The organism is Sphingobium sufflavum (assembly GCF_021403115.1).
Taxonomy (GTDB): Bacteria; Pseudomonadota; Alphaproteobacteria; order Sphingomonadales; family Sphingomonadaceae; genus Sphingobium; species Sphingobium sufflavum.
Window position 1 is genome coordinate 191,585 of sequence record NZ_JAJSSH010000008.1, and the last position, 26,397, is coordinate 217,981.

Annotated in this window: 22 protein-coding genes and 1 riboswitch; of the genes, 13 read left to right on the forward strand and 9 right to left on the reverse strand. The window is 66.4% G+C overall.

The features are described from left to right. Positions 1–21 precede the first annotated feature (21 nt). Genes LWE61_RS13290 through LWE61_RS13310 form a run of 5 tightly spaced genes read left to right on the forward strand, consistent with a single transcriptional unit; the run spans position 22 to position 5,922 of the window. Positions 22–1,335: a metal-dependent hydrolase family protein gene (locus tag LWE61_RS13290; RefSeq protein WP_234150720.1), complete on the forward strand. Its 1,314-nt coding sequence runs from the start codon at positions 22–24 to the stop codon at positions 1,333–1,335. A gap of 24 nt (positions 1,336–1,359) precedes the next feature. Beyond that, on the forward strand, positions 1,360–2,790 hold the full coding sequence (locus LWE61_RS13295; RefSeq protein ID WP_234150721.1) for an aromatic ring-hydroxylating oxygenase subunit alpha: 1,431 nt from the start codon (positions 1,360–1,362) through the stop codon (positions 2,788–2,790). Then, a complete protein-coding gene (locus LWE61_RS13300) occupies positions 2,787–3,563 on the forward strand; it encodes an SDR family NAD(P)-dependent oxidoreductase (protein WP_234150723.1) in 777 nt (258 codons plus the stop codon). Before LWE61_RS13295 ends, LWE61_RS13300 begins: the two co-directional genes overlap by 4 nt. Beyond that, a complete protein-coding gene (locus LWE61_RS13305) occupies positions 3,560–4,714 on the forward strand; it encodes a CoA transferase (protein ID WP_234150725.1) in 1,155 nt (384 codons plus the stop codon). The genes LWE61_RS13300 and LWE61_RS13305 overlap by 4 nt, the downstream gene beginning before the upstream one ends. Then, positions 4,714–5,922 carry a CaiB/BaiF CoA transferase family protein gene (locus tag LWE61_RS13310; protein ID WP_234150727.1) on the forward strand — a complete coding sequence of 403 codons (1,209 nt, stop codon included), beginning with the start codon at positions 4,714–4,716 and terminating at the stop codon, positions 5,920–5,922. The genes LWE61_RS13305 and LWE61_RS13310 overlap by 1 nt, the downstream gene beginning before the upstream one ends. 22 nt (positions 5,923–5,944) lie before the next feature. Here the strand turns inward: LWE61_RS13310 and LWE61_RS13315 are convergent, their stop codons facing one another. Further along, positions 5,945–6,370, reverse strand: coding sequence for an Rrf2 family transcriptional regulator (locus LWE61_RS13315; RefSeq protein WP_234150728.1), 426 nt, complete (start codon positions 6,368–6,370; stop codon positions 5,945–5,947). Positions 6,371–6,470: 100 nt separating this feature from the next. Here LWE61_RS13315 and LWE61_RS13320 point away from each other — a divergent pair, with 100 nt between their 5' ends. Both LWE61_RS13320 and LWE61_RS13325 read left to right on the forward strand, forming a co-directional pair. Then, on the forward strand, positions 6,471–6,923 hold the full coding sequence (locus tag LWE61_RS13320) for a globin domain-containing protein (RefSeq protein WP_234150730.1): 453 nt from the start codon (positions 6,471–6,473) through the stop codon (positions 6,921–6,923). A 69-nt stretch (positions 6,924–6,992) separates the two neighbouring features. Continuing rightward, a riboswitch (cobalamin riboswitch) is annotated at positions 6,993–7,245 on the forward strand. 178 nt (positions 7,246–7,423) lie between these two features. Further along, a complete protein-coding gene (locus LWE61_RS13325) occupies positions 7,424–9,499 on the forward strand; it encodes a TonB-dependent receptor (protein WP_234150732.1) in 2,076 nt (691 codons plus the stop codon). A 72-nt stretch (positions 9,500–9,571) separates the two neighbouring features. Here the strand turns inward: LWE61_RS13325 and LWE61_RS13330 are convergent, their stop codons facing one another. From LWE61_RS13330 to LWE61_RS13345, 4 genes are all read right to left on the reverse strand, one after another. Beyond that, positions 9,572–10,498 (reverse strand): acyl-CoA dehydrogenase family protein, encoded by a 927-nt coding sequence (locus LWE61_RS13330; protein ID WP_234150734.1) that lies wholly within the window; start codon positions 10,496–10,498, stop codon positions 9,572–9,574. Beyond that, complete coding sequence (locus LWE61_RS13335) at positions 10,498–11,643, reverse strand: acyl-CoA dehydrogenase family protein (RefSeq protein ID WP_234150736.1); 1,146 nt, start codon at positions 11,641–11,643, stop codon at positions 10,498–10,500. Before LWE61_RS13335 ends, LWE61_RS13330 begins: the two co-directional genes overlap by 1 nt. 132 nt (positions 11,644–11,775) lie before the next feature. Then, positions 11,776–12,549, reverse strand: coding sequence for an SDR family NAD(P)-dependent oxidoreductase (locus LWE61_RS13340; RefSeq protein ID WP_234150737.1), 774 nt, complete (start codon positions 12,547–12,549; stop codon positions 11,776–11,778). Between the two features lie 38 nt (positions 12,550–12,587). Further along, entirely contained in the window at positions 12,588–14,306 is a 1,719-nt protein-coding gene (locus LWE61_RS13345) for an FAD-dependent oxidoreductase (protein WP_326490646.1), read from the reverse strand. 182 nt (positions 14,307–14,488) lie between these two features. Here LWE61_RS13345 and LWE61_RS13350 point away from each other — a divergent pair, with 182 nt between their 5' ends. The 3 genes from LWE61_RS13350 to LWE61_RS13360 all read left to right on the forward strand — a co-directional run bounded on the left by LWE61_RS13350 (position 14,489) and on the right by LWE61_RS13360 (position 17,171). Next, on the forward strand, positions 14,489–14,803 hold the full coding sequence (locus tag LWE61_RS13350) for a Rieske (2Fe-2S) protein (protein WP_234150738.1): 315 nt from the start codon (positions 14,489–14,491) through the stop codon (positions 14,801–14,803). Between the two features lie 137 nt (positions 14,804–14,940). After that, positions 14,941–16,140, forward strand: coding sequence for an acyl-CoA dehydrogenase family protein (locus LWE61_RS13355; protein ID WP_234150748.1), 1,200 nt, complete (start codon positions 14,941–14,943; stop codon positions 16,138–16,140). After that, positions 16,137–17,171 carry an acyl-CoA dehydrogenase family protein gene (locus tag LWE61_RS13360; protein ID WP_234150749.1) on the forward strand — a complete coding sequence of 345 codons (1,035 nt, stop codon included), beginning with the start codon at positions 16,137–16,139 and terminating at the stop codon, positions 17,169–17,171. The genes LWE61_RS13355 and LWE61_RS13360 overlap by 4 nt, the downstream gene beginning before the upstream one ends. Positions 17,172–17,291: 120 nt before the next feature. Here the strand turns inward: LWE61_RS13360 and yghU are convergent, their stop codons facing one another. Beyond that, positions 17,292–18,167, reverse strand: coding sequence for a glutathione-dependent disulfide-bond oxidoreductase (gene yghU, locus LWE61_RS13365; protein ID WP_234150750.1), 876 nt, complete (start codon positions 18,165–18,167; stop codon positions 17,292–17,294). Positions 18,168–18,374: 207 nt separating this feature from the next. On the opposite strand from yghU, the gene LWE61_RS13370 reads away from it, so the two are divergent. Then, positions 18,375–19,124, forward strand: coding sequence for an HAD-IIB family hydrolase (locus LWE61_RS13370; RefSeq protein WP_234150752.1), 750 nt, complete (start codon positions 18,375–18,377; stop codon positions 19,122–19,124). Positions 19,125–19,248: 124 nt separating this feature from the next. Here the strand turns inward: LWE61_RS13370 and topA are convergent, their stop codons facing one another. The 3 genes from topA to plsY form a co-directional block, all read right to left on the reverse strand. Beyond that, positions 19,249–21,873, reverse strand: coding sequence for a type I DNA topoisomerase (topA, locus tag LWE61_RS13375; RefSeq protein WP_234150754.1), 2,625 nt, complete (start codon positions 21,871–21,873; stop codon positions 19,249–19,251). 79 nt (positions 21,874–21,952) lie between these two features. Further along, positions 21,953–23,041, reverse strand: coding sequence for a DNA-processing protein DprA (gene dprA / locus LWE61_RS13380; RefSeq protein ID WP_234150763.1), 1,089 nt, complete (start codon positions 23,039–23,041; stop codon positions 21,953–21,955). Continuing rightward, positions 23,038–23,655 carry a glycerol-3-phosphate 1-O-acyltransferase PlsY gene (plsY, locus tag LWE61_RS13385; protein WP_234150764.1) on the reverse strand — a complete coding sequence of 206 codons (618 nt, stop codon included), beginning with the start codon at positions 23,653–23,655 and terminating at the stop codon, positions 23,038–23,040. Before plsY ends, dprA begins: the two co-directional genes overlap by 4 nt. Positions 23,656–23,876: 221 nt before the next feature. Here plsY and murI point away from each other — a divergent pair, with 221 nt between their 5' ends. Beyond that, a complete protein-coding gene (gene murI / locus LWE61_RS13390) occupies positions 23,877–24,680 on the forward strand; it encodes a glutamate racemase (RefSeq protein ID WP_234150766.1) in 804 nt (267 codons plus the stop codon). A gap of 271 nt (positions 24,681–24,951) precedes the next feature. Beyond that, entirely contained in the window at positions 24,952–26,172 is a 1,221-nt protein-coding gene (gene hemA / locus LWE61_RS13395; RefSeq protein WP_234150776.1) for a 5-aminolevulinate synthase, read from the forward strand. Positions 26,173–26,397 lie beyond the last annotated feature (225 nt).

Here is a 26,397-nt window from a genome sequence, read left to right on the forward strand (position 1 = left end):
CGGCGCGGAGGAGGGACTTCGGTGGCAACGACATGCATCGCGAACGCGACGATCTTTGACGGCACGGGCGCTGCGCCTTTCGTCGGCGACCTCATGATCGACGGCAACCGCATCACCTCCGTCACCCCAGCGGGAAGCGCCTCCCGTCCCGCCGCCGACACGCTGATCGACGCGCAGGGGCGTTTCCTGATGCCCGGCATGACGGAAGGGCACGCGCATCTGTCGTTCGAGAATGTGTGCCGGACCGAGGATCTCATCACGCCGACGCCGGAGGAACAGGTCTTCACCGCCGCGCGCGGGGCAAAGGCGCTGATCGACGCCGGTTTCACCTCCGCGTACGGAGCGTCGGAGGCCAAGCTGCGCCTCGCCGTCGCGGTGCGTAACCAGGTCAACGCCGGCCGCCTCCCCGGTCCCCGCATCCGCGCGGGCGGGCTGGAGATCAGCGTCACCGGCGCGATGGGCGACGAGGGGCGCGAACATGATCCCCGCCCCGGCGGCCCCGCCACCATCGTCGACGGCGCCGACGAAATGCGCCGCGCGGTACGCCTCCACTGCCGGGAGGGAGTGGACAATATCAAGCTCGACGTGTCCGGCGACCCCTTCTACCCCTCCACCCCCGGTCACACCACGCCGATGACCTTCGAGGAAATCCGCGTCGCGGCGGAGACGGCGCACGCCTATGGCCGCCGCATCAACGCCCACACCCGCTCTATCGAAGGGTCGAAGCATTGCGTCCGCGCGGGCGTCGACGGCCTGTTCCACACCGAATATGCGGATGAGGAACTGCTCGACCTGATGGAGGAAGCGCGCGAGCGCATCTTCGTCGTCCCCACCGTCGGCCTGTTCCACCAGATCATGAACGGCGAGGCGTCCGCCCACGGCCTCAGCCCCGAAGTCGGCGGCCATATGAACATCCCGGACCTGCTGGAGAACAGCATCAAGACCCACACCGAACTCCGCAAGCGCGGCATCCGCCACCTGATCGGCGGCGACTATGGTTTCGGCTGGAGCAAACAGGGGGAGCAGGCGCGCGACCTGCAATTCTTCGTCCGCTATTATGGCTATGCCCCCGCCGACGCGCTGCTGTGCGCCACCCGCAACGGCGGCCTCGCCATGCGGGCGGAGGGCGATCTCGGCACGCTGGCGGCGGGGCAACTGGCCGACCTCCTCCTCATCGACGGCAACCCGCTGGAGGACATCGCCCTCCTCACCGAGCACAGCCGTCTGGCCCTCATCATGAAGGACGGCGCGATCCACAAACTCGCCCCCGCCCTCACCCTGCCCCCCGCCAGCGAACCGGCCCGCACGCCCGCCCATTCCGGCATCGCCGCCTGACCCGACACCACGGAGACCGACCCCATGAACCTCGAATCCGGCACCCTCGCCCCCGGAACGGCCCGCTGCCCCGCCGAAAGCACGCAGGAGATCATCGCCCGCGACCGCGTCCCCGCCCCCGCATGGGCCGCCTCCGAATCCTACGAATATCTGGGCAGCGCGGACGTGTCGAAGGACCGCTACATCGACCCCGCCTTCCAGCGCGGCGAGTTCGATCGCCTTTGGACCCGCACATGGCAGATGGCCTGCCGGGAGGAGCATATCCCGGAGGTCGGCGACTATTATGTCTATGACATCGGCCCGTACAGCTTCATCGTCACCCGCGTCACCGATACGGAAATCCGCGCCTATGTGAACGCCTGCCTGCATCGCGGCACAAAGCTGAAGCCGTCCGGCACCACCGGCTTCGCCAACGACCTCAAATGCCCCTTCCACGGCTGGACATGGAACCTCGACGGCACCAACACATCCATCCCCTGCCAGTGGGACTTCTCCCATGTCGATCAGGCGAAGGCCACCCTGCCGGAAGCGCGGGTGGAGACGCTGGGCGGCTTCGTCTTCCTCAACATGGACCCGGACGCACCCACCCTTGCCGACTATTTCGGGCCGGAGATCATGGCCCATTTCGCGGCATGGAAGCTGGAGAACCGCTACATCTATCTTCATGTCCAGAAAAGCTATCCCGCCAACTGGAAACTGGTGGTGGAGGCGTTTCAGGAGGCCTATCATGTCGGCGACACCCACCCGCAGGTCGCGCCCGCCAATGGCGACGTCAACTCGCAATATGACGTCTATGGCGAGCATGTGAACCGCTTCATCTCGACGCTGGGCGTAGTCAGCCCAAAGCTCTATGGCCAGTATAGCGAACAGGACATCATCGACAATTTCACCATGGGCGACAGCAGCGCCATGGGCGGCACCAAGCCGCAGTTGCAGGAGGGCGAACGCGCACGACAGGTGATGGCCGACATGTTCCGGGGCCTGTTCGAGAAAGCGGCGAACACCAGTCTGGCCCATGTGTCGGACACCGAATTGCTCGACACCTACAGCTACACCATGTTCCCCAACCTCTATCTCTTCCCCGGCATCTCCCTGCCGATGATCTACCGCTTCCGCCCGGACGCCCGCGACCATCGCCGTTGCATCTTCGAGGTGATGTTCATGCGCCCCGTGCCCGACGGCGCGGACCGGCCCGACCCCGCCGAACCGGAAATCCTCCGCGATGACCAGAGCTTCATGGAATCGGTCGGCATGGACCCCGGCTTCGGCAAGATCCTCGATCAGGACACCGACAATCTCTACGCCCAGCAGGAGGGGCTGGAGGCCAGCGCCAAGTCCGGCATCACCCTGGCCGATTATCAGGAGATCCGCATCCGCCATTTTGAGCGGGCGGTGGACAAATATATGGCCCTGCCGCCCCTGCCCCTCGACGGGGAACGTATGCGGCGCCCGTGACCCAGGCACCTATCACCTCCGTACAGGACAGGACGATCCTCGTCGCCGGCGCCTCATCCGGCATCGGTGCGGGCCTTGCCCGGCGGCTCGGCGCGGCGGGTGCGCGCGTCGTGCTGGGCGCGCGCCGCACCGACCGGACAGAGGCCCTCGCGCAGCGGATCATCGCGGCGGGCGGACAAGCCCTCGCCATCCCCCTCGACGTGACCGACGAACCCTCCGTCATCGCCGCCTATGACGCGGCGGAGGCGCATTTCGGCACCGTCACCGGCATCCTCTGCAACGCGGGCACCGGCACCGGCGGCCGCTCGACGGACGTGCCGGTGGCGGGCCTGCGCAGCGTGATCGACACCAACCTGCTCGGCACCTATCTGGTCGCGCGGGAGGGCGCGCGGCGGCTGATCGCATCGGGCAGCGCGGATCGGCAGGATGGCCGCATCCTCCTGATCGGGTCGATCACGGCGCAACAGAATGGCACCGGCGACGCCCTCTATGCCGCGACCAAGGCGGGCCTTGCCCATCTCGCTCGCCAGTTCGCGCGCGAATGGGTGCGGCAGGGGATCAACGTCAACATCCTGCAACCCGGCTGGATCGCGACGGACATCAACGCCGACTGGTTCGCCTCCCCCCGTGGACAGGCGGATGTGGCCGCCACCCATCGCCGCCGCCTGCTGGACGCGGACGCGCTGGACGACATGGCGCTCTATCTCCTCTCCGACCGTGCGCGCCAGATCACCGGCGCGACCTTCACCATCGACGACGGACTGTCCTTATGACCGGCGCGCTCAACGGCCTCACCCTCATCGAAATCGCGGAGCGCCCGGCGGGGGAATATGCGGCCAAGCTGCTGGCCGACCTTGGCGCGACGGTCATCAAGGTGGAGCGGCCCGGCGGCGCGCCCACCCGGCACATGGGACCATGTCATCGGGGGGAGAGCACCCTTTTCCACTATCTCAACACCAGCAAGCAATCGGTCGTCCTCGACCTGGCCGACAGCGCCGACCGCGCCCTGCTCGACCGGATGCTCGCTCGCGCCGACGCGCTGGTGGACGATCATGACGAACGGTGGGGGGCCGCGCATGGCCTGACCTCCACCGCCATCGCCGCGGCGCATCCCCGGCTGGTCCATGCCATCGTCACCCCCTTCGGGCAGGGCGCGCCGCCGGAATGGCAGATCGCCCGGTCGATCAACGTCATCAATGCGGGCGGATGGGCCTATCACTCGCCCAGCGAGACGCCACCCGACAAGCCGCCGCTCAAGGGGGCGGGCCGGTTCCTCTCCGACTATGAGGCGGGGATCGACGCCGCCACCGCTCTCCTCGCGTCGCTCCTGCGCCAGCGCCGCACCGGGCAGGGCCAGTTCATCGACATTTCGGAGGTGCAGGTGCAGGTGAACCGCACCGACGCCGTGCTGGGCCGCATGCTGGCGGGCGAGGCGGAGCCGGGCGCGGATCGCGGCGCCTATGACATGGGCGGCCCCGGCACCAGCTTCCCGGCGCGCGACGGCCATGTCTTCCTGTTCATGACCACACAGGCGCACTGGCTCGGCCTGCTGGACCTGATGGGCCAGCCGGAATGGGCGCAGTCCTTCCCGGACGACTGGCTGGAGTTTCATTGTACAAGGGAGCGCGTGGCCGAGTTCCGCGTTCATTTCGCGCAATGGAGCGCCGGTCAGGCGAAAGTCGCCGTGTCGGAAGCCGCGCAGAAACGGGGCGTCGCCATGGTCCCGGTCAACATCGCCGCCGATCTGGTCTGCAACGAACAATTCGTCCACCGCGGCTTCTTCCAGACGATCCAACACCCCGTCTTCGGCCCGGTCGCCTGCCCCACCGCACCCTACCGGATGAGCGCTACGCCCATCCACCTTACCCCCGCCCCGTCCTTACCCCCTTTCGGTTGTAAAACCTGTAAAAGCGAACCCGCCTGATGCCCCTCCCCGATCGCGGCGGTCCCCTCGCCGGCATCCGCATCCTCGCCCTCACCAAGGTCTGGGCCGGCCCCTATGCGGGCAAGCTGCTCGCCCATCTCGGTGCGGAGGTCATCAAGGTGGAGAGCGCCACCAACCTCGACGAGATGCGCGCCTATGGCGGCGTCGACAGAGACAGCGCCCCCTATTTCCAGTCGATCAACCAGGAAATCCTGTCGGTCCAGCTCAACATGAAAACCGCCGAAGGGCTGACCCTCCTGCGCCGCATGGTCGGGCAGAGCGACGTGGTGATCGACAATATCCGCCCCGGTGCGATGGAACGCTCCCACCTCGGCTATGAGGAACTGCGCCGCATCAAACCGGACATCATCCAGCTCTCGATCAAGATGTGGGGCAATGACGGTCCGCTGGGCTATCAGAGCGGCTACGCCCCCAGCTTTGCGGCGTTGAGCGGCCTCACCGCGCTGGTCGGGCATGAGGGCGAGGTGCCGCGCGGCATGAACATCCGCTATGGCGACAGCAGCGTCGGCGCTTGCGCCGCCCTCGCCATCCTCGCCGCGCTCCACCACCGCGAAACCACCGGCGAGGGCCAATATATCGACCTTTCCGCCGTCGAGACGATGACCAGCCTCGTGGGCGACAGTCTCTTCGCGTGGAGCGTAACCGGTGCGGTGCCGGAGGCCGACGGCAACCATCACCCCGACATGGCGCCCCATGGCACCTACCCCTGCGCGAACGGCGAATGGATCAGCATCGCGGTGGCCATCGACCCAGAATGGCAGGCGCTATGCCAGACCCTCGGCGCTGGAACACTGGCCGCGAACCCGCGCTTCGCCACCCTCCCCGACCGGCTGTCCAACCGCCACGCCCTCGACGCCGCCCTCTCCGCCGCCACGGCGTCCCAGGACGCCAGCCATCTGGCCGACCGCCTCCGCCATGCGGGCGTTCCCGCCTTCCGCAGCCAGAGTTCGCTCGACCTCTGTTCCGACGATCATCTCTGGGGGCGGGAGGGCTATCGCATGGTCAGCGACCATCGCAACGGCAGCCGCCCGATCATCGGTCCAAGCTGGCGCATGACCCCCGACCCGGCAAAGGTGGAACGCGGCGCGCCCCTGCTCGGCGAACATAACGATTATGTGTACCGCGAACTGCTCGGCCTGTCGGAAGCGGAACTGGCCGACCTTGCCGCCCGCAGGGTGGTGGATTAGGCCGCACCGCCGGTCACCCGGATCAGCCCAATTCCCCGAACAAGGGGAACAGGCCCGGCTCGCACCGCCGCACCGCCTCGGCCAGTGTCACCCGGTCCAGCGTTTCGATAAACGCCCGCATCGCATCGCCCAATATCGGGGTCAGGCCGCATCCCGCGCGGATCATGCAAGCGCCACAATCGGCCGCCTGCAACTCCGGCTCGGTCCGCCGCACCACCTCGCCAATGCGGATATCTTCCGCCGGGCGCGCCAGTTGCAGCCCCCCGCCCCGCCCACGAACCGTCTTCAAAAAACCATCGTTGGCGAGCTGGTTCACCACCTTCATCACATGATTTTTCGAAATCGCATGCCGCTCCGCAATCGCCGCGATCGACGTGCGTCCATCCGGCGCGGTGGCGGTGTGCAGCAGGATGCGCAGTGCATAATCGGTGTAGCGGGTCAGGCGCATTTGGGATCGTTTCTGGCATCCAATAACATGCACCATCTTTACATGTTTAAACGACTCTCGTATAGATGCATCCATAATACATGTTTAGAGGAGTCGTCCCATGAGCACTGCAGCAGCCCTCAGCCCCGAAACCATGGCCATCGTCAAGGCGAGCGCACCCGCCCTCCAGAGCCACGGTCTCGCCATCACGCAACGCATGTATGAGCGGCTGTTCGTGGACACGGACATCAAGGCGCTTTTCGATCAGGCCGCGCAGGAAAGCGGCGAACAGCCCAAGCGGCTGGCGGCAGCGATCCTCGCCTATGCCCAGAATATCGACAAGTTGCAGAACCTGACCCCGGCGGTGGAGCGCATGGTCGCCCGCCATGTCGAAACAGGCGTGAAGGCGGAACATTATCCCCATGTCGCCAACGCTCTCCTGCCCGCCATCCGCGATGTGCTGGGCGCGGAAGCCGCGACCGACGAACTGCTCGCCGCTTGGGGAGAGGCATATTGGTTCCTCGCCAACATCCTGATCGGCAAGGAACGGGAACTGTACGACGCAGCGGCCTGACCCAGTTCTTTTCCGCAATCCACCTTGCGGAAATCGGTTCGCCTTTGTAACCAACGCCCTGCCCGGTCGGCCGGGCATGATCGCGTCGGTGCCCCGCAAGGGGCTTGAATGGGAATGTGGTGCGGATGCCACCCGATACGGGGGCAACCAAAGCCACGGCTGTCCCTGCAACTGTAAGCGGCGAGCGAAATGCATATCGGCGGCGGACCATCGTCCTGCCGCCAGCCACTGGGTCGGACGCTAAATCATGCGAGACCTGGGAAGGCCATGTATCGAGCGACGACCCGTGAGCCAGGAGACCTGCCGGCGTCTGGTCGCTCTTGCCTGGGTCCAGGGGATGGCCGCGGCACGGTGAACTCCGTCTGAGCGACGAACGAGCGGTGGAGGCCGCATCGGTTCGCGTACCGGTCGCCCGTGGCGTCCGGCCGGTGACGCGCGTCGACCGTCGCAGGACGGCACGCCTCCGCCTCCAGTCGCTTGGCGCCCTGAGTGTTTTTCCCATGACATCGATAACATCGACACAGGCTTACCGCCTGCCCACCACGCGCCTGCTGACCACGGCCTGCGCGTTCGCCCTCTTCCTCCCGGCGCATGCGGCCTATGCGGAGGAAACGGCAACCGCCAGCGCAGGCAGCAAAACCACCAGCGAAGCCGGCACACCCGAAATCCTCGTCTTCGGTCGCGGCGAGGCCAAGATCGGTATCGCCCATGCCGCCAGTGAGGGCACCGTCAGCGGGTCCGACCTGCTCGTGCGTCCCCTGCTGCGCGTGGCGGAACTGCTGGAGGCCGTGCCGGGCATGGTCGCCGCGCAACATTCGGGCAGTGGCAAGGCCAATCAATATTTCCTGCGCGGCTTCAACCTCGACCATGGTTCGGACTTCACCACCTATATCGACGGCGTGCAGATGAACCTGCGGACCCACGGCCATGGCCAGGGCTATCTCGACCTCAACGGCCTCATCCCGGAAATCGTCGCGCGGGAGGATTATCGCAAGGGACCGTATCGCGCCGATGGCGGTGATTTCGCGCTGGCGGGCGCCGCCTATATGTCCACCATCGACGGTTTCGACCGGCCCTGGATTTCGGCGGAAGGCGGCTCCTATGGCTGGCGGCGCGTCGCGGCGGGCGGCACCGCCCATGATGTCGGTCCCGGCGACCTGACGCTGGTGGTGCAGGCAAAGGCTTATGACGGACCTTGGCAGGAACCGGAAAATCTGCGCCACTATAGCGGCTTCGGCAAATATCGCGTGCCCACCGGCACGGGAGAGGTGGCCGTCACCCTGCATGGCTATCACGCCAGCTGGAATCCCACGGAGCAGATCCCCGAACGCATCATCGGCTCCGCCCTCTGCCCCGACGCCTATTGCTCGCCCGATCCCTCCGCACGTGGCGAGACGACGCGGTTCGTCGGCAATGTTTCGGTGGTCCAGTCGGACTGGCGCGCCAACGCCTATGCCCAGTTTTACGACTGGTCGATGTATTCGAACCCCACCTATGCCAACACCGACGGCACCAGCGCGCAGATCCGCCAGTTCGACCGGCGCTGGGTATTGGGCCTGCGCGGCGAGAAGAACTGGGAGGTCACGCCTGCCCTCGCTGTCACCCTCGGCACGGAGAACCGCTATGACGCGATCGGCAATGTCGGCGTCCATCGCACCGCCAACCGCGCCTTCGTGGACTCGCTCGGCGGCTTCCGGGTCAATGAACTGTCAGCGGCCCTTTATGGCGAGGCGACGTGGAAACCGGTGACGGGGGTGCGCGTGATCGGCGGCCTGCGCGGCGACTATTATCATTATGACGTGCGGGCCAGGGACGCCGTGGCCGCCACGCTGGGCAAAGGCAGCGGCCATGATTCCATCCTCTCGCCCAAGGCATCGGTGGCGTGGCAGGCACTGCCCATCGTCGAACTCTACGCCAGTTGGGGCCGGGGCTTCCATTCCAACGACGTGCGCGGAGCGGTGAACCGTGACACGCCCGTCCCCACGCTGGTGCGCGGCACGGGCAAGGAATTGGGCGCGCGCATCCAGACGGCGGGCGCAACGCTGACCGCCGCCTATTACTGGCTGGATGTCGGCAGCGAGTTGCGCTTCGTCGGCGATTCCAACGCGGTGGAGCCATCGGGGGCCAGCCGCCGCCATGGTTTCGAACTGGCAGGGTTCTGGCGACCGCTGCAGTGGCTGGCGCTCGACGCCAACTACACCGCCAGCCACGCCCGCTACGACAATGGCGACCATATCCCCAACGCGTTCGAAAATGCCGCATCCGCCGGGGCCGCCATCGTGTTCCCGGCGTGGGAAGCCAGCGTCCGCGTCCGCCACCTCGGCCCCTATCCGCTGATCGAGGACAATAGCAGCCGCGATTCCGGCAGTACCATCGTCAACGCCCGCGCCGCATGGAAGGGCAAGCGGGTGGAGATTTATGGCGAAGTCCTCAACCTGCTGGCCAGCAAGGATAAGGACATCGCCTATCAATATGAATCCTACATCCCGGCCTTTGACTCCGGGCCGGTCGAGGGACGCCTGAGCCGCGTCATCGAACCCCGCACCTTCCGCGTGGGCACGAAGTTCCACTTCTGAGCCACCGATACGACAACGCCCGCCTGAACAATCAGGCGGGCGTCATCCTTATCACCATGCTGGAAACCGCGATCAGGCCGCAGCGCCCCACAGCGTATCCGCCGCCGCCAGCGCCTGCTCCCCGCGCCCGCCCAGTTCGCCGGACAGCGCCTTGAGCCGGTAGGTCCACAGGTGCAACGGATGCTCCAGCGTCATGCCCATCGCGCCCAAGAACTGGTGATAGTCATAGGCGACGCGCTTGGCCGCTTCCTGCGCGTGCAGCGCGGCCAGCGCCGCATCGCCCGCATCGCCGGTCCCGGCAGCCCGCATCGCCAGCCAATAGGCCCCGTTGGTCATCACCTGCGCTTCCGCCAGCCGGTGCCGCAACGCCTGGAATGTCGCGAGCGGACGGCCGAACTGCTTGCGCTCCGACAAATAGGTGGTGACGCTCTGCAACGCAGCCGCCAGCAGACCCGCCGACTCCGCCGCCAGCCCCACGCGCCATGCCCGCAGCACCTCGTCCGCGCTGACGTCATGCGTCCGCACATCCGCCGGAATGGCGGTCAGGAACGCCATGGGATAGGCGTAAAGCACCTCATCCCCCGCATCGCGCACCAAGTCGTCCGTCACGGTGAAACTGCGCACCCCGCTCTTACCGACGACCACGACCGTCGCCCCGGCTTTCAGGAAGCGCACCGGCTTGCGAAGCTGTCCCTCCTCGATCAGGCACAGCGGACGCGGCAATTCCGGGTCGAGCAAGGGCCGCACGAGAGCCGTCGCGGCGGACTCGACCGCGAACGGCAACCGCGCGAGCTTCTCCACCAGCAGAGCGGCGGTGACCGCGCCCAGTTCCGGAATGGCCGCCACGTCGAGGAAGCCGCCCTCCACCAGTTCCGCATCCAGCGCATCGCTGGTCAGCGCGAGGCTGGTGTCATGCAGCGGTACGCCCGCATAGGGCTTGGTCAGCGTATCGACGAAATCGAGAATCTGGTTCTGGTCATCGGTGAGTGACAGCAGCATCAGCGCGGTTCCCTCGGCAGTTGCAGCACGTCGCTGGCAATGATGTTGAGCTGGATTTCGGCGGCCCCTGCGGCAATGCCCGCGACGATGCCCCGCTGGTGGTGCATCTTAAGGTAGGGCTGCCCCTCGGTCAGCGCTTCCGGCACGAATTCCACGATGAATTCCGCGACGGCCCGCTCCGCCATCACCGTATTATAACGGGCGGAGCTGGATTCGCCGCCAACGTCGAGGCCATCGACGCGGCGTTGCACGATGGCGTAATTCGCGGTCCGCGCCGCCTCGCACAGGGCGGCGCATTTGCCCGCCTCTATCCGCACGGCGTCGCGCGAAAACTCGCCCGCCTCCTGCAGCAGCGCCACCGCCCGGTCGAGCGCGGTGCGCGCGAGATGGTAGCGGGGAATGCCCAGCCGCTCATTCTTGAGGGAGAAGCCGATGATCTCCCACGCCTGCCCTTCCTCGCCGAACCGCTGGCTGGCGGGCACGACCACATCGTCGAAGAACACCTCATGAATGTCGCCCTCCCCGATCAGGCTGGGGATCTGCCGCACGACGATGCCGGGCGTGTCCATGGGGACCAGCAGGATGGTGATGCCCTTCTTGCGGTCGTCGCTGGTGCGCGTCAGCAGGAAGCAGGTGTCGGCAAGACCGGCATAGCTGGTCCATATCTTCTGCCCGTTCACCCGGTACACATCGCCGTCAAGGACCGCGCGGGTGCGAAGCGAGGCAAGGTCGGACCCGCTGTCAGGCTCCGAAAAACCCTGGCACCACAGCATCTCGCCGCTGGCGATCTGAGGCAGATATTTCGCCTTTTGCGCTTCGGTGCCGTACTTGACCAGCGTGGGGCCGATCCAGTTGACGTTCATATATTGGCCGCCGCGCGGTTCGCCCCACTCCCACATGACCTCGGCCAGAATCTGCTGCTCCCACGGACCAAGGCCCTCGCCACCGATCTCCTTGGGCCAGTGCGGAAAGAGCATGCCATTTTCGGCAAGCTGGCGGCAGAAACCGCGCGCGAACTCGGTCAGCGCGGGGCTGGCCGGACCATGTTTGGAAAACTCCTCCCAATCGTCCGGCAGCGTGCTTGCGAGGAAATCATGCAGCTTCTGGCGAAAGGCCTGCTGATCCTCGGTCCAGTTGAAATCCATGTCCGTCTTCGCTCCACAAGGCCTTGGTCAGGCCCAGCCTTGGCCCAACCCAGCCTCCGGGCTGCGTTAGACCAGCCTGCGCCCCATAAACAAGGGGCGTCACATTCAGGGACATGGCATAGCGCCCCCGCGCTACCGGCGCTGCGCCGCAATCGCCTCCGGCGCGACATAGCGGGTGGTGGAGATACCGCCGTCCACCGCAATGGTCTGGCCATTGATGAAGCTGCCCTCGTCCGAACAGAGGAACAGCGCGCTGTTGGCGATATCCTCCACCGTGCAATCGCGGTCGAACGGGGTCAGTTCCTGGTTGGTCCGCTGAAAGAAATCGGACTCCCAGAAGGCATCGGTCATCTCCGTCCGCACCACGGTCGGTGCGATATAGTTGGTGCGGACGCCACGCCGTCCATATTCCGCCGCCATCGTCTGGGTCAGGCCGATCAGGCCCGCCTTCACCACGCTATACGCCCCGCCGCCCGGCGTGCCGTAAATGCCCCAGGTCGAACCGATGAACAGTACCGACGCCCCCTTGCCGAGATGGGCCAGCGCCTCGCGGCAGAGGCGGAACGGCGCGGCCATGGACACCGCCAGCACTTCGGACAGCATGTCGTCCGTCGTGCTGTGCACCGGGCCGAAGTTGAACGAGCCGGCATTGTTGACGAGGATGTCGAGCCTGCCGAAAGTCGCAAGGGCATGGTCCACGATAGCCTTGGGCGCATCCGCGGCGGTGATGTCCACGGCGATGGCCGACAGGGCGAAACTGTCTCCCACCGATGCCGCGAGCCTCTCCAGCTTGGCGGGGTTGCGGCCGACCGCGACCACCTTCACGCCCCGCGCGCCGAGCGCGCGCACGATCGCCTCGCCAATGCCGCCGCCACCGCCGGTAACGATCGCTACCTTGTCCTGCATCCCGCTCAATCCCTCTGTCATAGTGCCGCTCAAGCCCCTCACTCCGCCGCCCGCGCATTGCCCGTGCGCTCGGCAATGTCGTTGGCCGCGACATAGCCAAAGGTCATGGCCGGACCGATGGTACCGCCCGCACCCGGATAGACATTGCCGAACGGGTTGCCGGAGCAATTGCCTGCCGCATAGAGGTTGGGAATCGGCTTGCCTTCCCCGTCCAGCACGCGGGCGCGGGCGTCGGCGCGGATACCGCCCTTCGTACCCAGATCGCCATTGTTGATCGGCACCGCATAATAGGGCGCGGTGTCGATGGGGCCGAGGTTGGGGTTGGGCGTGACGGTCGGGTCACCAAAAAACCGGTCGTAGATATTGCCGCCCCGACCGAACTCCGGGTCGACGCCGGTTTTCGCATAGCCGTTCATGTTGGCGACTGTCCGGGCCAGCGCCGCCACCGGCACGTTGATCTTGGCCGCCAGCGCCTCCACCGTGTCGGCGCGCCAGACATAATGGTCCCACCAGTCGGCGGGGATTTTCCGGTCCGGCGTATGGACGGTCGGCATCAGGCCGCCCGCGCTGAACTTGCGGCGGAACTTGGCGTCGAAGATCAGCCAGCAGGGCATGTTCGTCCCGGTCGCCAGATGGTCGCGCACCATCGCCTGTCCGAAACTGTCATAGCCCGTCGCCTCGTCCACGAAGCGCACACCGTTGCGGTTGACGCACACGCTCCACGGACGGCCCACGTCGAACGCCGCCTGATGGATTTCGTGGAAGTTGGAGGCATTGGGCATGGGCAGGGTCATGGTGGGTATCCACCAGCCTTCCTCCGTATGTTCGGTCGACGCGCCGATCTTTTCCGCGGCGATCAGGGCCTCACCGCGATTCGCGTCTTCGGGCGTGCTGCTGTGCCGGGTCATGCCGGGCACCGGATAGAAACGATCCCGCAATTGCTGGTTCCACTCGAACCCGCCCGCCGCCAGGATCACACCATGGCGCGCCTGAATGTCGTACCGCCGCCCGTGGCTGCTGACCGTGACGCCGGTGACGGTGCCAGACGCATCCACGGCCAGTTCCTCCAGCCCCGTCTCCAGCCGCAGTTCGATGCCCCGGTCGAAGACCTGCTTGAACACCGCCCCCATCAACGCCGCGCCCTGCGTAAAGCGCCGGTCGCGGCCCGACAGCCTGCGCGTCGAAAAATCCGTCCAGTAGCGGGTGATCATCTTCGCCGCCGTGCCCCGCCAGCCCTTGTGCTGCATCATCAGCGAGAAGGTCTCGGTCAGGTCCATCGTGTAGCGGTGGAACAGCTTGAAGCGGTTATATTGCTCCCGCATCAGATAATAGCGGTCGTCGCCCAGTCGCCGCCCGTCGAATGTCGGCGCAATGACGGAACGGTCGGCGCGGGCGCCGGGCTTGTCCGGGAAATAGTCGGGCCATGCCGCCGCCATCACCTCCACGCCCGTGCTCTTCAGATAGCGCAGCATCTTCGGCGCTTCATCGACATAGGCGTGCAGCCGTTCCGGATTGACCGGGCCGCTGGTGACGGCGGCCAGATAGTCCAGCACCTGCTCCCGGCTGTCGCCTTCCTGATTGAGGCCATGATTGGGAATCCACATCACCCCGCCGGACGTCGCGGAGGTGCCGCCGAACTTGTGCGCCTTTTCGATGAGCAGCACCGACAACCCATTGTCCGCCGACCGCAGCGCCGCCATCGCGCCCGCCGCCCCCGACCCGACGACCACCACGTCATAGCTTTGCGCTTCGCTCACGACTGCCTCTCCCCTGCCGGTACGCCCGGCGATGCCCGCCGACATATCGACGCTGGGCCGATCAATCGAAATGACCCGCGCGGCAGCGGCTTTTGCTTTGGCGGGCGAGAGTGCGCCCAACGCATTGCGCCAACCCGCCGGGCACGCAAGGTGGGACCGAACGACCCCGATGAGAGCAGGCGATGAGCGATAGACATTATGTCCCGGTGGCGAATGTGGAGGATGTGCCGGCGGGCAAGGTCAAGCTGGTGGAGGTAGCGGGAAAGCCCATCCTGCTATGCCATACGAAGGACCGCATCTTCGCCGTCATCAACAAGTGCAGCCATGCGGACGAGAAGCTGGAGTGCGGGCGGATGAAGGCGGGCTGGATCGCCTGCCCCGTCCATGGCGCGCGCTTCAACCTGGAGACGGGCGCGCCGATGAACCCGCCCGCGACCCAGCCGATCGAGACGTTCGCGGTCAGGATCGTGGGCGACAGGATCGAGGTGGAGGTCTGATCCGGCCCCTCCGCCCGGCCTCCTTTCCCGCTACGCCATGGCGTTTATGGAGGACGAAACCCTCCCCACTCTTGCCAAAGGCCCCCGGTCCGTGAAACAGGGCGTCAGTTGTCGGCCAGAGGGAATATGGAGGAGTGATGGCGGAGGCTTCCGAACTCGAAACGCTGCGTAATGAGGTGCGTGCATGGCTTGTCGCCAATGCGCCTGCGACGTGGCGGCAGGAGTCCATTGACCCGGACGCCTTCTTCCGTATCCAGCGCGACTGGTTCCTGAAACTGGTCGAGGGCGGCTATGCCGTGCCCCACTGGCCCGCGGAATGGCCGGGCGGCGGACGCTCGCTGGCCGAGCAGAAGGTGATCTATGAGGAGATGGCCCGCGCCGACACGCCGCGCCTCCTCCTGTCCTTCGTCTCCACCTATCATGCCGCCTCCACCATCCTGGAATGCGCGAGCAAGGAGCAGCAGGAACGCTATCTCCCCGCCATACTGAAGGGCGAGACCTGGTGCCAGGGCTTCTCCGAGCCGGGCGCGGGATCGGACCTTGCGGGCCTGCGCTGCCGTGCGGAACGGCGCGGCGACGTCTATGTCATCAACGGCCAGAAAATCTGGTCCACCATCGCCCAATATGCCGACAAGTGCCTCCTCCTCGTCCGCACCAGCAACGAGAAGGCGAAGCAGGCGGGCATGACCTTCCTGCTGTGCGACATGAAGACGCCCGGCATCACCGTGCGTCCGATCAACCAGATCCATGGCGACGAGGAATTTGCCGAAATCTTCTTCGACGAGGTGGAAATCCCCGTCAGCGAGCGGATCGGCGCGGAAGGCGATGGCTGGGCCGTGGCACAGGCGACGCTGGCGTCCGAGCGCGGCCTGACCCTGCTGGAACTGTCGGAGCGGATGCGCGGCGCGCTGGTGCGTATCGCGACCTTGATCCGCGACACCGGGCGGCTCGACGATGCGGGCGTCATGCGCGATTTCGGTCGCCTCGCGACCAGCGTGGACGCCACCTGCGCCCTCGCCGACCAGTTCCTGGCATGGCGCATCGCGGGTGAGGAGCAGGTCGGGCAGGCGAGCCTCATCAAGCTGCGCTACTCCCGCGTGCTGCGCGAGTTTACGCTGCTGGGCCTGCGCCTCGATGACATGGACGCGCAGTATCATGCGCCCATCACCTTTGGCGGCGGCATGGAAACCGGCAACTGGATGGCCGATTTCATGAACAGCTATGCCTGGACCATCGCGGGCGGCAGCGACGAGGTACAGCGCAACATCATCTCCGAGCGGATGCTGGCCATGCCGCGCGAACCGAAGAACTGGACGATTCAGGGAGACGCCGCATGAGCGACGACAGCATCGGCCGGGCGGAATTGCAGGACGCCGCCCGCAAGGCTTTTGGCGAGGGCGGCCTCGGTCAGGATCCCGCCACGATCTGGGATCTGATCGTGGAGATGGGCTGGCTGGGCATGACCGTGCCGGAGGAACTGGGTGGTCTGGGCCTTGGCGCGGAAGCGCAGGGCGTCATCCATTTCGAACTCGGCCGCATCCTCGCCCCCGGTCCCGTCGCCGCGCATATGATGGTGATCGAAGCGCTGGTGAAGGCCGGTCGGCAGGATCTGATCGAGCGGGCCGTGGCCGGTGAACTGATGACCGGATCGCTGCGCTTCGCCACCGCGACCGAAGCCGGCGGCACCCTGTCCGGCACGCTGAACGCCGTGCCCGACGCCGACACCGCCAGCGAACTGCTGGTCGTGACGGATTCGCGCGTGCTGCTGCTCCCCATCGGCACCAACGGCATCACCCTGACCGAGCGTCCGCTGTGGGACAAGAGCCGCCGCCTGTTCGACGTCACCCTGTCCGGCGTCAGCGCGGACGCGGGCGTGGAACTGGCCGGCAGCAACACGGCCAGCGACCTTGTCGCCGCGCTCAAGGCGCACCTGCTGTTCGCCCTGTCGGCGGATTCGCTGGGCGGCGCGGAGGCGGCGCTGGACATGTCGGTCGAATATCTCAAGACCCGGCGGCAGTTCGACCGCCCGCTGGCCATGTTCCAGGCGCTCAAGCATCGCGCGGCGGACATGAAGACCATCCTCGCGAGCGCGGAAGCCCTGTTGTGGACCCACGCCAGCGAGGGCCGCACCGCCCCCGTCACCCAGCCGGTCAAGGCGGGCGCGCTGAAGGCGCATGCCGCCCGCGTCTATCATGCGATCACGGAGGAAGCGGTCCAATTCCACGGCGGCATCGGCCTGACCGAGGAGCATCAGTGCCACCTCTACCTCAAGCGCGCGACGCTGAACGAGGCGCTGGGTGGCGGCGCGGACCTGTGGGAGGAACAGGCCGGACGGCAGATCGCGGCGGCCTTGCTCGCCACTGCCTGACTCTTTCGCGACGACAAACAGAGAAAGGCCCGCCCTCGCAAGCGAGCGGGCCTTTCTCATGGCCGGATGACCATCCGTGCCGGACAGGACGAAACGCCCTCTCCGTCTACAAGTCAGGCGTCACTCGCCCGCGACCAGCTTGTCCTGCGTGCGCGTATCGAAATCGCTGGCGTCATGCCGCTCATGCAACTGGAACTCTTCCGGCCCGGTCGCGCGATTAACCATGCGGCCGCGCTGCACCGCTGGCCGCGCCTTCACCTCTTCCGCCCAGCGGACGAGATTTTTGTAGCTGCCCGTGTCGAGGAATTCCGACGCGCCATAACTGTTCTCGGTATGCAACTGGCCGTACCAGGGCCAGATCGCCATGTCCGCGATGCTATACGCCTCGCCCGCGATATAACGGTTTTCCGCCAGTTGCCGGTCGAGCACGTCCAGTTGGCGCTTGGCCTCCATCGCATAGCGGTTTATGGCATATTCGATCTTGGTCGGCGCATAGGCGTAGAAATGCCCGAAGCCGCCACCCAAAAAGGGCGCGCTGCCCATCTGCCAGAACAGCCAGTTGATGACCTCCGTCCGGCCGTCGAGGTCGGCGGGGATGAAGGCGCCGAACTTGTCCGCCAGATAGAGCAGGATCGACCCGGATTCGAACACCCGGCGCGGGGTCGGGCCGCTGCGGTCCATCAGCGCCGGAATCTTGCTGTTGGGATTCACGTCGACAAAGCCACTGCCGAACTGCGCGCCCTCCGCGATGCGGATCAGCCAGGCGTCATATTCCGCCCCCGCATGGCCCGCCGCCAGCAATTCCTCCAGCATGATCGTGGCCTTCACCCCGTTGGGCGTGGCGAGCGAATAAAGCTGGAACGGATGCTGGCCCACCGGCAGGTCCGCATCATGCGTCGCACCGGCGACCGGGCGGTTGATGGCGGCAAAGGCCCCGCCACTCTCGCTGTCCCAGGTCCAAATCCGCGGGGGTACATAGTCGGTCTGTTCGCTCATCGGGAAGACGCTCCTGCCTGAAATCGCGCCTCATGTGGGATCGCAGGCGGGTCGGGAAAAGGCCGTCGTGCAAATTACTGCCAGACAAGCAACGACCCGCCCCGCCAACAGGCGCAATGTCCTTTTGACAAGCAGGCAGCGGGGCAATAGGCGACCGCCCATCCAAGACCAGCCATGCCGATGCGGCGGCTCAGGGGAGCGACGAGAATGAAACAACTGATCGCCTTCGATCTGGACGGCACCCTGGCCGAGAGCAAGCAGGCGCTGAAGCCCGACATGGGACAGGCGCTGGCCGACCTGCTGACCGTCGCGCATGTCGCCGTCATCTCCGGCGGCGACTGGCCGCAATTCCAGAAACAGGTCGCCAGCCAGTTGCCGGACCGCGCCGACCTGTCCCGCCTGTGGCTGATGCCCACGACCGGCACCAAGCTCTACACCCATCGCGACGGCCAATGGTCCACCGTCTATGCCGAACTTTTCTCCGACGAGGAAAAGGCGACGATCATACGCGAATTCGGGGCCTCGCTCGACGCGACCGGTTTCCAGCCGGAGCAATTGTGGGGCGAACGGATCGAGGATCGCGGCAGCCAGATCACCTTCTCCGCACTCGGCCAGCAGGCCCCCATCGAGGCGAAGGAAAGCTGGGATCCGGACTTTGCCAAGCGCAAGATCATCCAGGCCGACCTGCGCACCCGCTTGCCCGGCCTCGCCATCAACATGGGCGGCGCGACCTCCATCGACATCACGCGCGAAGGCGTGGACAAGGGCTATGGCCTCAAGAAGCTGCGCGACCATAGCGGCATTGCGCTGGACCGGATGCTCTTCATCGGCGACGCCATCTTTCCCGGCGGCAATGACTATCCCGCCAAGGAAATCGGCCTGGACACCGTGCGCGTACGCGACCCGCAGGATACGCTGGGCGTGATTGCCGCCATCGTGGCGTGCCAGAAGGACTGACCGGTCTGCGGGCGGAAAGCGGGGCTTAGGCGGGGCTGCTCAGGCTGGCAGCCAGCCCCCATCCACGCCTCCCCCGAAATGACGGTCAGGGGAACAGGAAACCCCGTCCCCAAAACCGATCAGATCAGCCGTCGGCGTCAGCCTTCTTCGCGGCAGGCTTCTTCACCGCCGCCTTCTTCGCCGCAGGCTTTTTCGCCGGGGCCTTTTTCGCAGCCCCGGTCTCACCCGTCGCCTTCTCGGCGGCGGCCTTCTTTGCCGGAGCTTTCTTCTTCGCAGGGGCCTTCTTTTTGCCCTTTGGCGGCCCCTTGGCGGCGCGATCGTCGATCAACTGGGCCGCCTCCTCCAGCGTCAGCGCCTCTTGGTCGATGCTCTTGGGGATGGTCGCGTTGGTTTCGCCATCGGTGACATAGGCGCCAAAGCGGCCCGCCATCAGCTTGATCTCCGCCTCCGTGCGGGGATGGTTGCCCAATATCTTGAGCGGCTCCTGCTTGCTCCTCCCCGGCCCGCGCGCGGCGGCCTCGGCCAGCTTGACGACGGCCGCGTTCATGCCCGTCTCGAACACCTCCGCCGTTCCCGACAGCTTCGCATATTTGCCGTCATGCGACAGATAGGGGCCGAAACGGCCGATGCTGGCGGTGATCGGCTTACCAGATTCGGGATGGTCGCCGATGGTCCGGGGCAGGCTCAGCAGCTTGGACGCCCAGTCCAGCGTCAGTTCGCCATCGGGCAAGTCCTTGGGGATGGACGCGCGCTTGGCCTCCTTGCCCTCGCCCATCTCGATATAGGGACCGAAGCGGCCGGATTTCCTGGTGATGTCCTGCCCGGTCACCGGATCCTGACCCAGTACTTCCGGCCCGGCATCGGCGCCGTCGCTGCCGCCGGGCTGGCCGAACTTGCGGGTGAACTTGCACTCCGGGTAGTTGGAGCAGGCGATGAACGCGCCGAACTTACCTCCGCGCAGGGCCAGCTTGCCCTGATGGCACAGCGGACATTCGCGGGGATCGACCCCGTCGCCCTTGTCCGGGAACAGCATGGGCGCGAGGAACGTGTCCAGCTCCGCCGTCACCTCCGACGGCTTCTTGTCCATGATCTCCACGGTCTTGGGCTTGAAGTCGCGCCAGAACGCCTCCAGCACCGACTGCCAGTCGGCACGGCCGCCGGACACATCGTCGAGTTGGTCCTCCAGCCCGGCGGTGAAGTCATAGCTGACATAACGCTCGAAAAATCGTTCGAGGAAGGCCGTCACCAGACGCCCGCTCTCCTCCGCAAAGAAGCGGTTCTTCTCGACCCGCACATAGTTGCGGTCCTTGAGCACCTGAAGCGTCGAGGCATAGGTGGACGGACGGCCGATGCCCAACTCCTCCAGCCGCTTGACGAGGCTGGCCTCGCTGAAACGCGGCGGCGGCTGGGTGCTGTGCTGATCGGCGGTGACGCTCTTCTTCGCCGGGCTGTCGCCGGAGGAGAGGCGCGGCAGCAGCTTGCTGTCGTCATCCTCCGCATCGTCGCGGCCTTCCTCATACAGCGCCAGAAAGCCGGGGAAAAGCACGACCTGACCCGTTGCGCGCAGGCCATGCTGCCCCGTGCCGTCGAGCAGTTCGATGGTGGTCCGCTCCAGCCGCGCGGCCGCCATCTGGCTAGCCATCGCGCGCTTGAAGATCAGATCGTACAGGCGCGCATGGTCGCCGGTGCCGACATGATCGCGGCTGAACTCCACGGGGCGGATCGCCTCATGGGCCTCCTGCGCATTCTTCGCCTTCGTCTGATACTGGCGCGGCTTGTCGGGCAGATAACCGCCGTCATAGCGCGCCTCGATCGCCTTGCGCGCGGCGGAGATGGCGCTGCCGTCCATCTGCACGCCGTCGGTCCGCATATAGGTGATCGCGCCATCCTCATACAGATTCTGCGCGACCCGCATGGTGTGACTGGCCGAGAAGCCGAGCTTGCGCGCCGCCTCCTGTTGCAGGGTAGAGGTCGTAAAGGGCGGCGGAGGATTGCGGGTGAGCGGCTTCGTCTCGACACTCTCGACCGTGAAGCGGCCCGCCTCGACATCCGCCTTGGCCTTGGCCGCGTCGCCGCCATTGCCGATGGACAGCCGGTCCAGCTTCTCGCCGCGCCAGCGGGTCAGCCGGGCGGTGAACTCCTGCCCGCCCTGCTCCATCACGGCGGCGACGGACCAATATTCCTGCGGCACGAAAGCCTCGATCTCGCGCTCGCGCTCCACGACCAACCGCAACGCGACGGACTGCACCCGGCCCGCCGACTTGGCGCCGGGCAGCTTGCGCCACAGCACCGGCGACAGGGTGAAGCCCACCAGATAATCGAGCGCCCGCCGCGCCTTATAGGCGTCGATCAGGTCGGTATCCAGTTCGCGCGGCTTGGTCATCGCCTCCAGCACCGTCGCCTTGGTGATGGCGTTGAAGGTCACGCGGTCAACGACGGACGGCAAAGCCTTCTTGGCGCGCAGCACCTCCTGCACATGCCAGCTGATCGCCTCCCCTTCGCGATCAGGGTCGGTCGCGAGGATCAGGCGCGTGGCGGTCTTTGCCTCGTCGGTGATCGCCTTCAACTGGCGCGCCTTGTCGCCATAATTTTCCCAGGCCATCGCAAAGCCATCGTCGGGATCGACCGACCCGTCCTTGGCCGGCAGATCACGGACATGGCCATAGGAGGCGAGGACGCGAAAGTCCTTGCCCAGATATTTTTCGATGGTCTTGGCCTTGGCCGGCGATTCTACGATGACGAGTTGCATGTGGCCCCGATACAGTCCCTTACGTGTACGCGCGAGGGTGAATGGCTCCGGGGCCACCCGTCAAGCGCATCCTGATCCACTAGTTCAGGCTGACCCGCCCCCCGGCGTGTCGCGTCAGCCTTCCGGCAATCTCCAGTTCCAGCAGTACGGTCTGCACCGCGCCGGGCGCGCAGCCGGACTGGCGGATCAGTTCGTCCACCGCGACCGGCGCCATCGACAGCAGCCCGACCACCCGCTGGCGCTCCCCCTCCGCCAGATCGGCGGGCGGCGGCGCGGCATAGGGCAGGCCGGGCTGGCGCACCCTGCCCTCGCCGATCCGCCCGACGCTTTCCAATATATCGTCCGCCGACTGCACCAGCGTCGCGCCCTCGCGGATCAGCGCGTTGCACCCCTGCGCTCGCGGGTCGAGCGGGAAGCCGGGCACGGCCATCACCTCCCGCCCCTCTTCCCCCGCCAGCCGGGCGGTGAGCAGCGAGCCGGAACGGGGCGCGGCCTCCACCACCACTGTCCCCTGCGCCATCCACGCGATGATGCGGTTGCGCGCGGGGAAATGGCGGGCGAGCGGATCGGTGCCGGGCGGATGCTCGGTCAGCAGCAGGCCCTCGGCCGCGATCCGTTCCTGAAGCGCGGCATTTTCCGGCGGGAAGACGACATCCAGGCCGCAGGCGATCACCGCCACCGTGCCGCTGCCCAGCGACCCCATATGCGCCGCCGTGTCGATACCCCGCGCAAGGCCGGAGACGACGACCCCGCCGCGCGCGCCCACATCCTGCCCCAGCATCCGGGCAAAGCGGCAGGCGGCGGCCGAGGCGTTGCGCGCACCGACCATCGCAACGACCGGCCGTTCGGCAAGGTCCAGCGTCCCCATCGCCATCAGCACGGGCGGCGCGGCGGTCGCCTCCGCCAGCAGCGCGGGATAGCCCTGCTCCCCGATAAAGATGTGACGCCCACCCAGCCCCTCGACCGCCTTGATCTCCGCCCAGACGGCGCGCTCGTCCGCCACGCGAAAGGCGCGCGCGCCGCCCCGTGCCGCCATGTCCGGTATCGCCCGGAGCGCCGACCCGGCCGAACCAAAGCGCGCGATCAGCTGGCGAAAGGCGACCGGACCCACATTGGGGGAGCGGATGAGGCGGAGCCGGTCGAACCGATCCTGACCGTCGGAATTCATGCAGGCCCGGAACCTTCACCCGCGCCCTTGCCCGCACCTTTGCCGACACGCGGCTCCGTGCCCTTGGCCAGCCGCTGGATATTCGCCCGATGCCGCCACAGCACCAGCGCGGCCATCGCGCCCAGCCCGGACAGGAGATAATGCTCACCCAGCAGAAAGGCCGCCACGGGGGCCGCCACCGCCGCCGTCATCCCGCCCATGGAGGAGATGCGCGTCACCGCCAGCATACCGATCCACACCGCCGCAAAGATCAGGCCGATGGGCCAGGATAGCGCCAGCGTGACGCCCAGCATGGTCGCCACGCCCTTGCCGCCCTGAAAGCGCAGCCACACAGGATAGCAATGGCCGATGAACGCCATGACACCGCCCAGCACCGCCCCGCCGCCACCGGGCAACAGCCGCTCGCCGATGGCGACCGCCACTGCGCCCTTCGCCCCGTCGAGGATCAACGTCGCCGCCGCCAGCCCCTTGCGCCCCGTCCGCAGCACATTGGTCGCGCCGATGTTGCCAGAACCGATGGCGCGCAGGTCGCCCCCGCCCGCCAGCCGTGTCAGGAGCAGTCCGAACGGGATCGAGCCAAGGAGATAGCCGATCGCCATCACCACTGCCGGCATTTGCCACTCATCCACGCATTGTCTCCCCTGATCGAACCGGCCTCCCTCCTAGCCGTTCCGGGCGAGCGCCGTCGAGATGCCTTGATGCAGGACAGACCGAACCCGACCATTCTGCCCCGACCGTCCTGCCATCCTCTCGACACCCCCTTGCCGACATCCAAATCGTCCCCCGGAGATTGTTACGGTTGACGTGCCCCCCATGGAGGCGGCAAGCGGCTGTGATGACGGTTTCGCCCGACGCTCCCCTATTATTCTTCGACTCCGGCGTCGGCGGCCTGTCGATCCTGCGGCCCGCCCGCGCGCTGATCCCCACCATGCCGGTGATCTACGCAGCCGACCGGGCCGGATACCCCTATGGCACCAAGAGCGAGGCGGAGATCGCCGCGCGCGTGCCCGCCCTGCTCGGCCGCCTCGTCGAACGCTATCGTCCCCGCATGGCGGTGATCGCCTGCAACACCGCCTCCACCATCGCCCTCACCGGGGTGCGCGCCGCGCTCGACGTGCCGGTGGTCGGCACGGTGCCCGCGATCAAGCCCGCCGCGCTTCAGTCCGTCAGCCGCGTCATCGGCGTGCTGGGCACCAACGCCACCGTCCGCCAGCCCTATGTCGACCGGCTGGCGCAGGAACATGGGGCGGACTGCATCGTCCTGCGCCATGGCAGCGCCGCTCTGGTCGACCTGGCGGAAGCGAAGCTGCGCGGCGAACCGCTCGACCCGGCCATCGCGCGCGACGCACTGGCGGGCCTGCTCGACCAGCCCGGCGGGGACAGGATGGACATTGTGGTCCTTGCCTGCACCCATTTCCCGCTGGTCGAGGAGGAGTTGAAGGCCGCCGCCCCGCGCCCGCTCGCCTTCCTGCACGGCGGCGACGGTATCGCCCGGCGCATCGCCCATCTGAACGGGGACAATCCCTGGCCCGCGACGGCGACGCCCGGCACCGCGGTCTTCACCAAAAACGATCCCGATGTCGCCGCGCTGCGCCCCGGACTGGCACAGTTCGGACTGGAGCGTATCGAGTTTCTCTGACCATGGCCGCCCGCTGATCGGCTTGCCCGATCAGTCTCAGACCTATCGCTAATTTCCCCACCGCATCGGGATGTCCTATCCTGCCAGCCATGCCGGATAGGACATTTTGTCGCATCGACTGTGCGGACGCAGAGAGGCACGGGTCGATAGCGAACGGCACGAAGAGGCGAGCCACATGACCAGTTGCGAGCCGTTATCAGTGGCCTTGGCCACAGTGAAACGCTATGGCGCGCCAAAGGATTTACGCGCCGGGAGGCGGGGAAACGCCAGAATGAACTATACGCAGGTTTTCGAGCAAGCGATTGACCGCCTTCACAGCGAGGGTCGCTACCGGGTTTTCATCGACATTCTCCGTAACAAGGGGATGTTCCCGAATGCCCGTTGTTTCGCCGGGCATAACGGGCCGAAGCCGATTACCGTATGGTGCTCCAACGACTATCTCGCCATGGGACAGCATCCCAAGGTGATCGCCGCGATGGAAGAGGCGCTGCACGATGTCGGCGCGGGTTCCGGCGGCACGCGCAACATTGGCGGCAACACCCATTATCATGTCGATCTGGAGGCGGAACTCGCCGACCTGCACGGCAAGGAGGGGGCCCTGCTCTTTACCTCCGGCTATGTCTCGAACGAGGCGACGCTGGCCACGCTGGCCAAGATCCTGCCGGGCTGCATCATCTTCTCCGACGAGCTGAACCATGCCTCGATGATCGCGGGCATCCGCAATTCGGGCTGTGAGAAGCAGGTCTTCCGCCACAATGACGTCGCCCATCTGCGCGAACTGCTGGAGGCTGCCGATCCGGCCGCGCCCAAGCTGATCGCGTTCGAGAGCGTCTATTCGATGGACGGCGACGTCGGCCCCATCGCGGAAATCTGCGATCTGGCCGATGAGTTCAACGCCATCACCTATTGCGACGAAGTCCATGCCGTCGGCATGTATGGCGCGCGCGGCGGCGGCATCACGGAACGGGACGAGGTCGCGCACCGCGTCACCATCATTGAGGGTACGCTGGGCAAGGCGTTCGGCGTGATGGGCGGCTATGTCGCGGCGGACAAGGTCATCATCGACGTGATCCGCAGCTATGCGCCCGGCTTCATCTTCACCACCAGCCTGTCGCCCGTACTGGTCGCGGGCGTGCTGGCCAGCGTGCGCCACCTGAAGCAGTCCAGCGTGGAGCGCGACGGGCAGCAGGCGTCCGCCGCGACGCTGAAGCGGTTGATGCGCGAGGCCAGCCTGCCGGTCATGGACACGGTCACGCATATCGTGCCGCTGCTGGTCGGTGACCCGGTCAAGGCCAAGCGGATCAGCGACATATTGCTGGCCGAATATGGCGTTTATGTGCAGCCCATCAACTATCCCACCGTCCCGCGCGGCACAGAGCGCCTGCGCTTCACCCCCGGTCCGTCCCATACGGAGGCGATGATGGTGGAACTGGTCGAGGCGCTGGCCGAGATCTGGAACCGGCTGGAACTGGAAAAGCGCGAGGCGGCCTGACGCCTTTACGGGGCGGGCGGAGCCTGTTGGTTCCGCCTGCCCTCCCCCTGCCGCTCCTGAGCAGCGGAAGCGCCACCCCCGACTCCCAGCCTGCCGTTACCCGGTCTTGTGGCATCATGGCCTGCATACCCCAGTCCTGCATCCCAATGACCCGTGCAAACCCCTGAAAATAGGCACGCGCTGCAAACGCCCATGCCTCCGGCACGCCCTCCTGCTGCCTCTTTC

Bases quoted from the DNA above. Each gene is read 5' to 3' on its own strand.
- LWE61_RS13295 (WP_234150721.1), top strand. From the start codon at position 1,360: ATGAACCTCGAATCCGGCACCCTCGCCCCCGGAACGGCCCGCTGCCCC.
- LWE61_RS13305 (WP_234150725.1), top strand. From the start codon at position 3,560: ATGACCGGCGCGCTCAACGGCCTCACCCTCATCGAAATCGCGGAGCGC.
- LWE61_RS13310 (WP_234150727.1), top strand. From the start codon at position 4,714: ATGCCCCTCCCCGATCGCGGCGGTCCCCTCGCCGGCATCCGCATCCTC.
- LWE61_RS13315 (WP_234150728.1), bottom strand. From the start codon at position 6,370: ATGCGCCTGACCCGCTACACCGATTATGCACTGCGCATCCTGCTGCAC.
- LWE61_RS13320 (WP_234150730.1), top strand. From the start codon at position 6,471: ATGAGCACTGCAGCAGCCCTCAGCCCCGAAACCATGGCCATCGTCAAG.
- LWE61_RS13325 (WP_234150732.1), top strand. From the start codon at position 7,424: ATGACATCGATAACATCGACACAGGCTTACCGCCTGCCCACCACGCGC.
- LWE61_RS13330 (WP_234150734.1), bottom strand. From the start codon at position 10,498: ATGCTGCTGTCACTCACCGATGACCAGAACCAGATTCTCGATTTCGTC.
- LWE61_RS13335 (WP_234150736.1), bottom strand. From the start codon at position 11,643: ATGGATTTCAACTGGACCGAGGATCAGCAGGCCTTTCGCCAGAAGCTG.
- LWE61_RS13340 (WP_234150737.1), bottom strand. From the start codon at position 12,549: ATGCAGGACAAGGTAGCGATCGTTACCGGCGGTGGCGGCGGCATTGGC.
- LWE61_RS13350 (WP_234150738.1), top strand. From the start codon at position 14,489: ATGAGCGATAGACATTATGTCCCGGTGGCGAATGTGGAGGATGTGCCG.
- LWE61_RS13355 (WP_234150748.1), top strand. From the start codon at position 14,941: ATGGCGGAGGCTTCCGAACTCGAAACGCTGCGTAATGAGGTGCGTGCA.
- LWE61_RS13360 (WP_234150749.1), top strand. From the start codon at position 16,137: ATGAGCGACGACAGCATCGGCCGGGCGGAATTGCAGGACGCCGCCCGC.
- yghU (WP_234150750.1), bottom strand. From the start codon at position 18,167: ATGAGCGAACAGACCGACTATGTACCCCCGCGGATTTGGACCTGGGAC.
- LWE61_RS13370 (WP_234150752.1), top strand. From the start codon at position 18,375: ATGAAACAACTGATCGCCTTCGATCTGGACGGCACCCTGGCCGAGAGC.
- topA (WP_234150754.1), bottom strand. From the start codon at position 21,873: ATGCAACTCGTCATCGTAGAATCGCCGGCCAAGGCCAAGACCATCGAA.
- dprA (WP_234150763.1), bottom strand. From the start codon at position 23,041: ATGAATTCCGACGGTCAGGATCGGTTCGACCGGCTCCGCCTCATCCGC.
- plsY (WP_234150764.1), bottom strand. From the start codon at position 23,655: ATGCCGGCAGTGGTGATGGCGATCGGCTATCTCCTTGGCTCGATCCCG.
- murI (WP_234150766.1), top strand. From the start codon at position 23,877: ATGACGGTTTCGCCCGACGCTCCCCTATTATTCTTCGACTCCGGCGTC.
- hemA (WP_234150776.1), top strand. From the start codon at position 24,952: ATGAACTATACGCAGGTTTTCGAGCAAGCGATTGACCGCCTTCACAGC.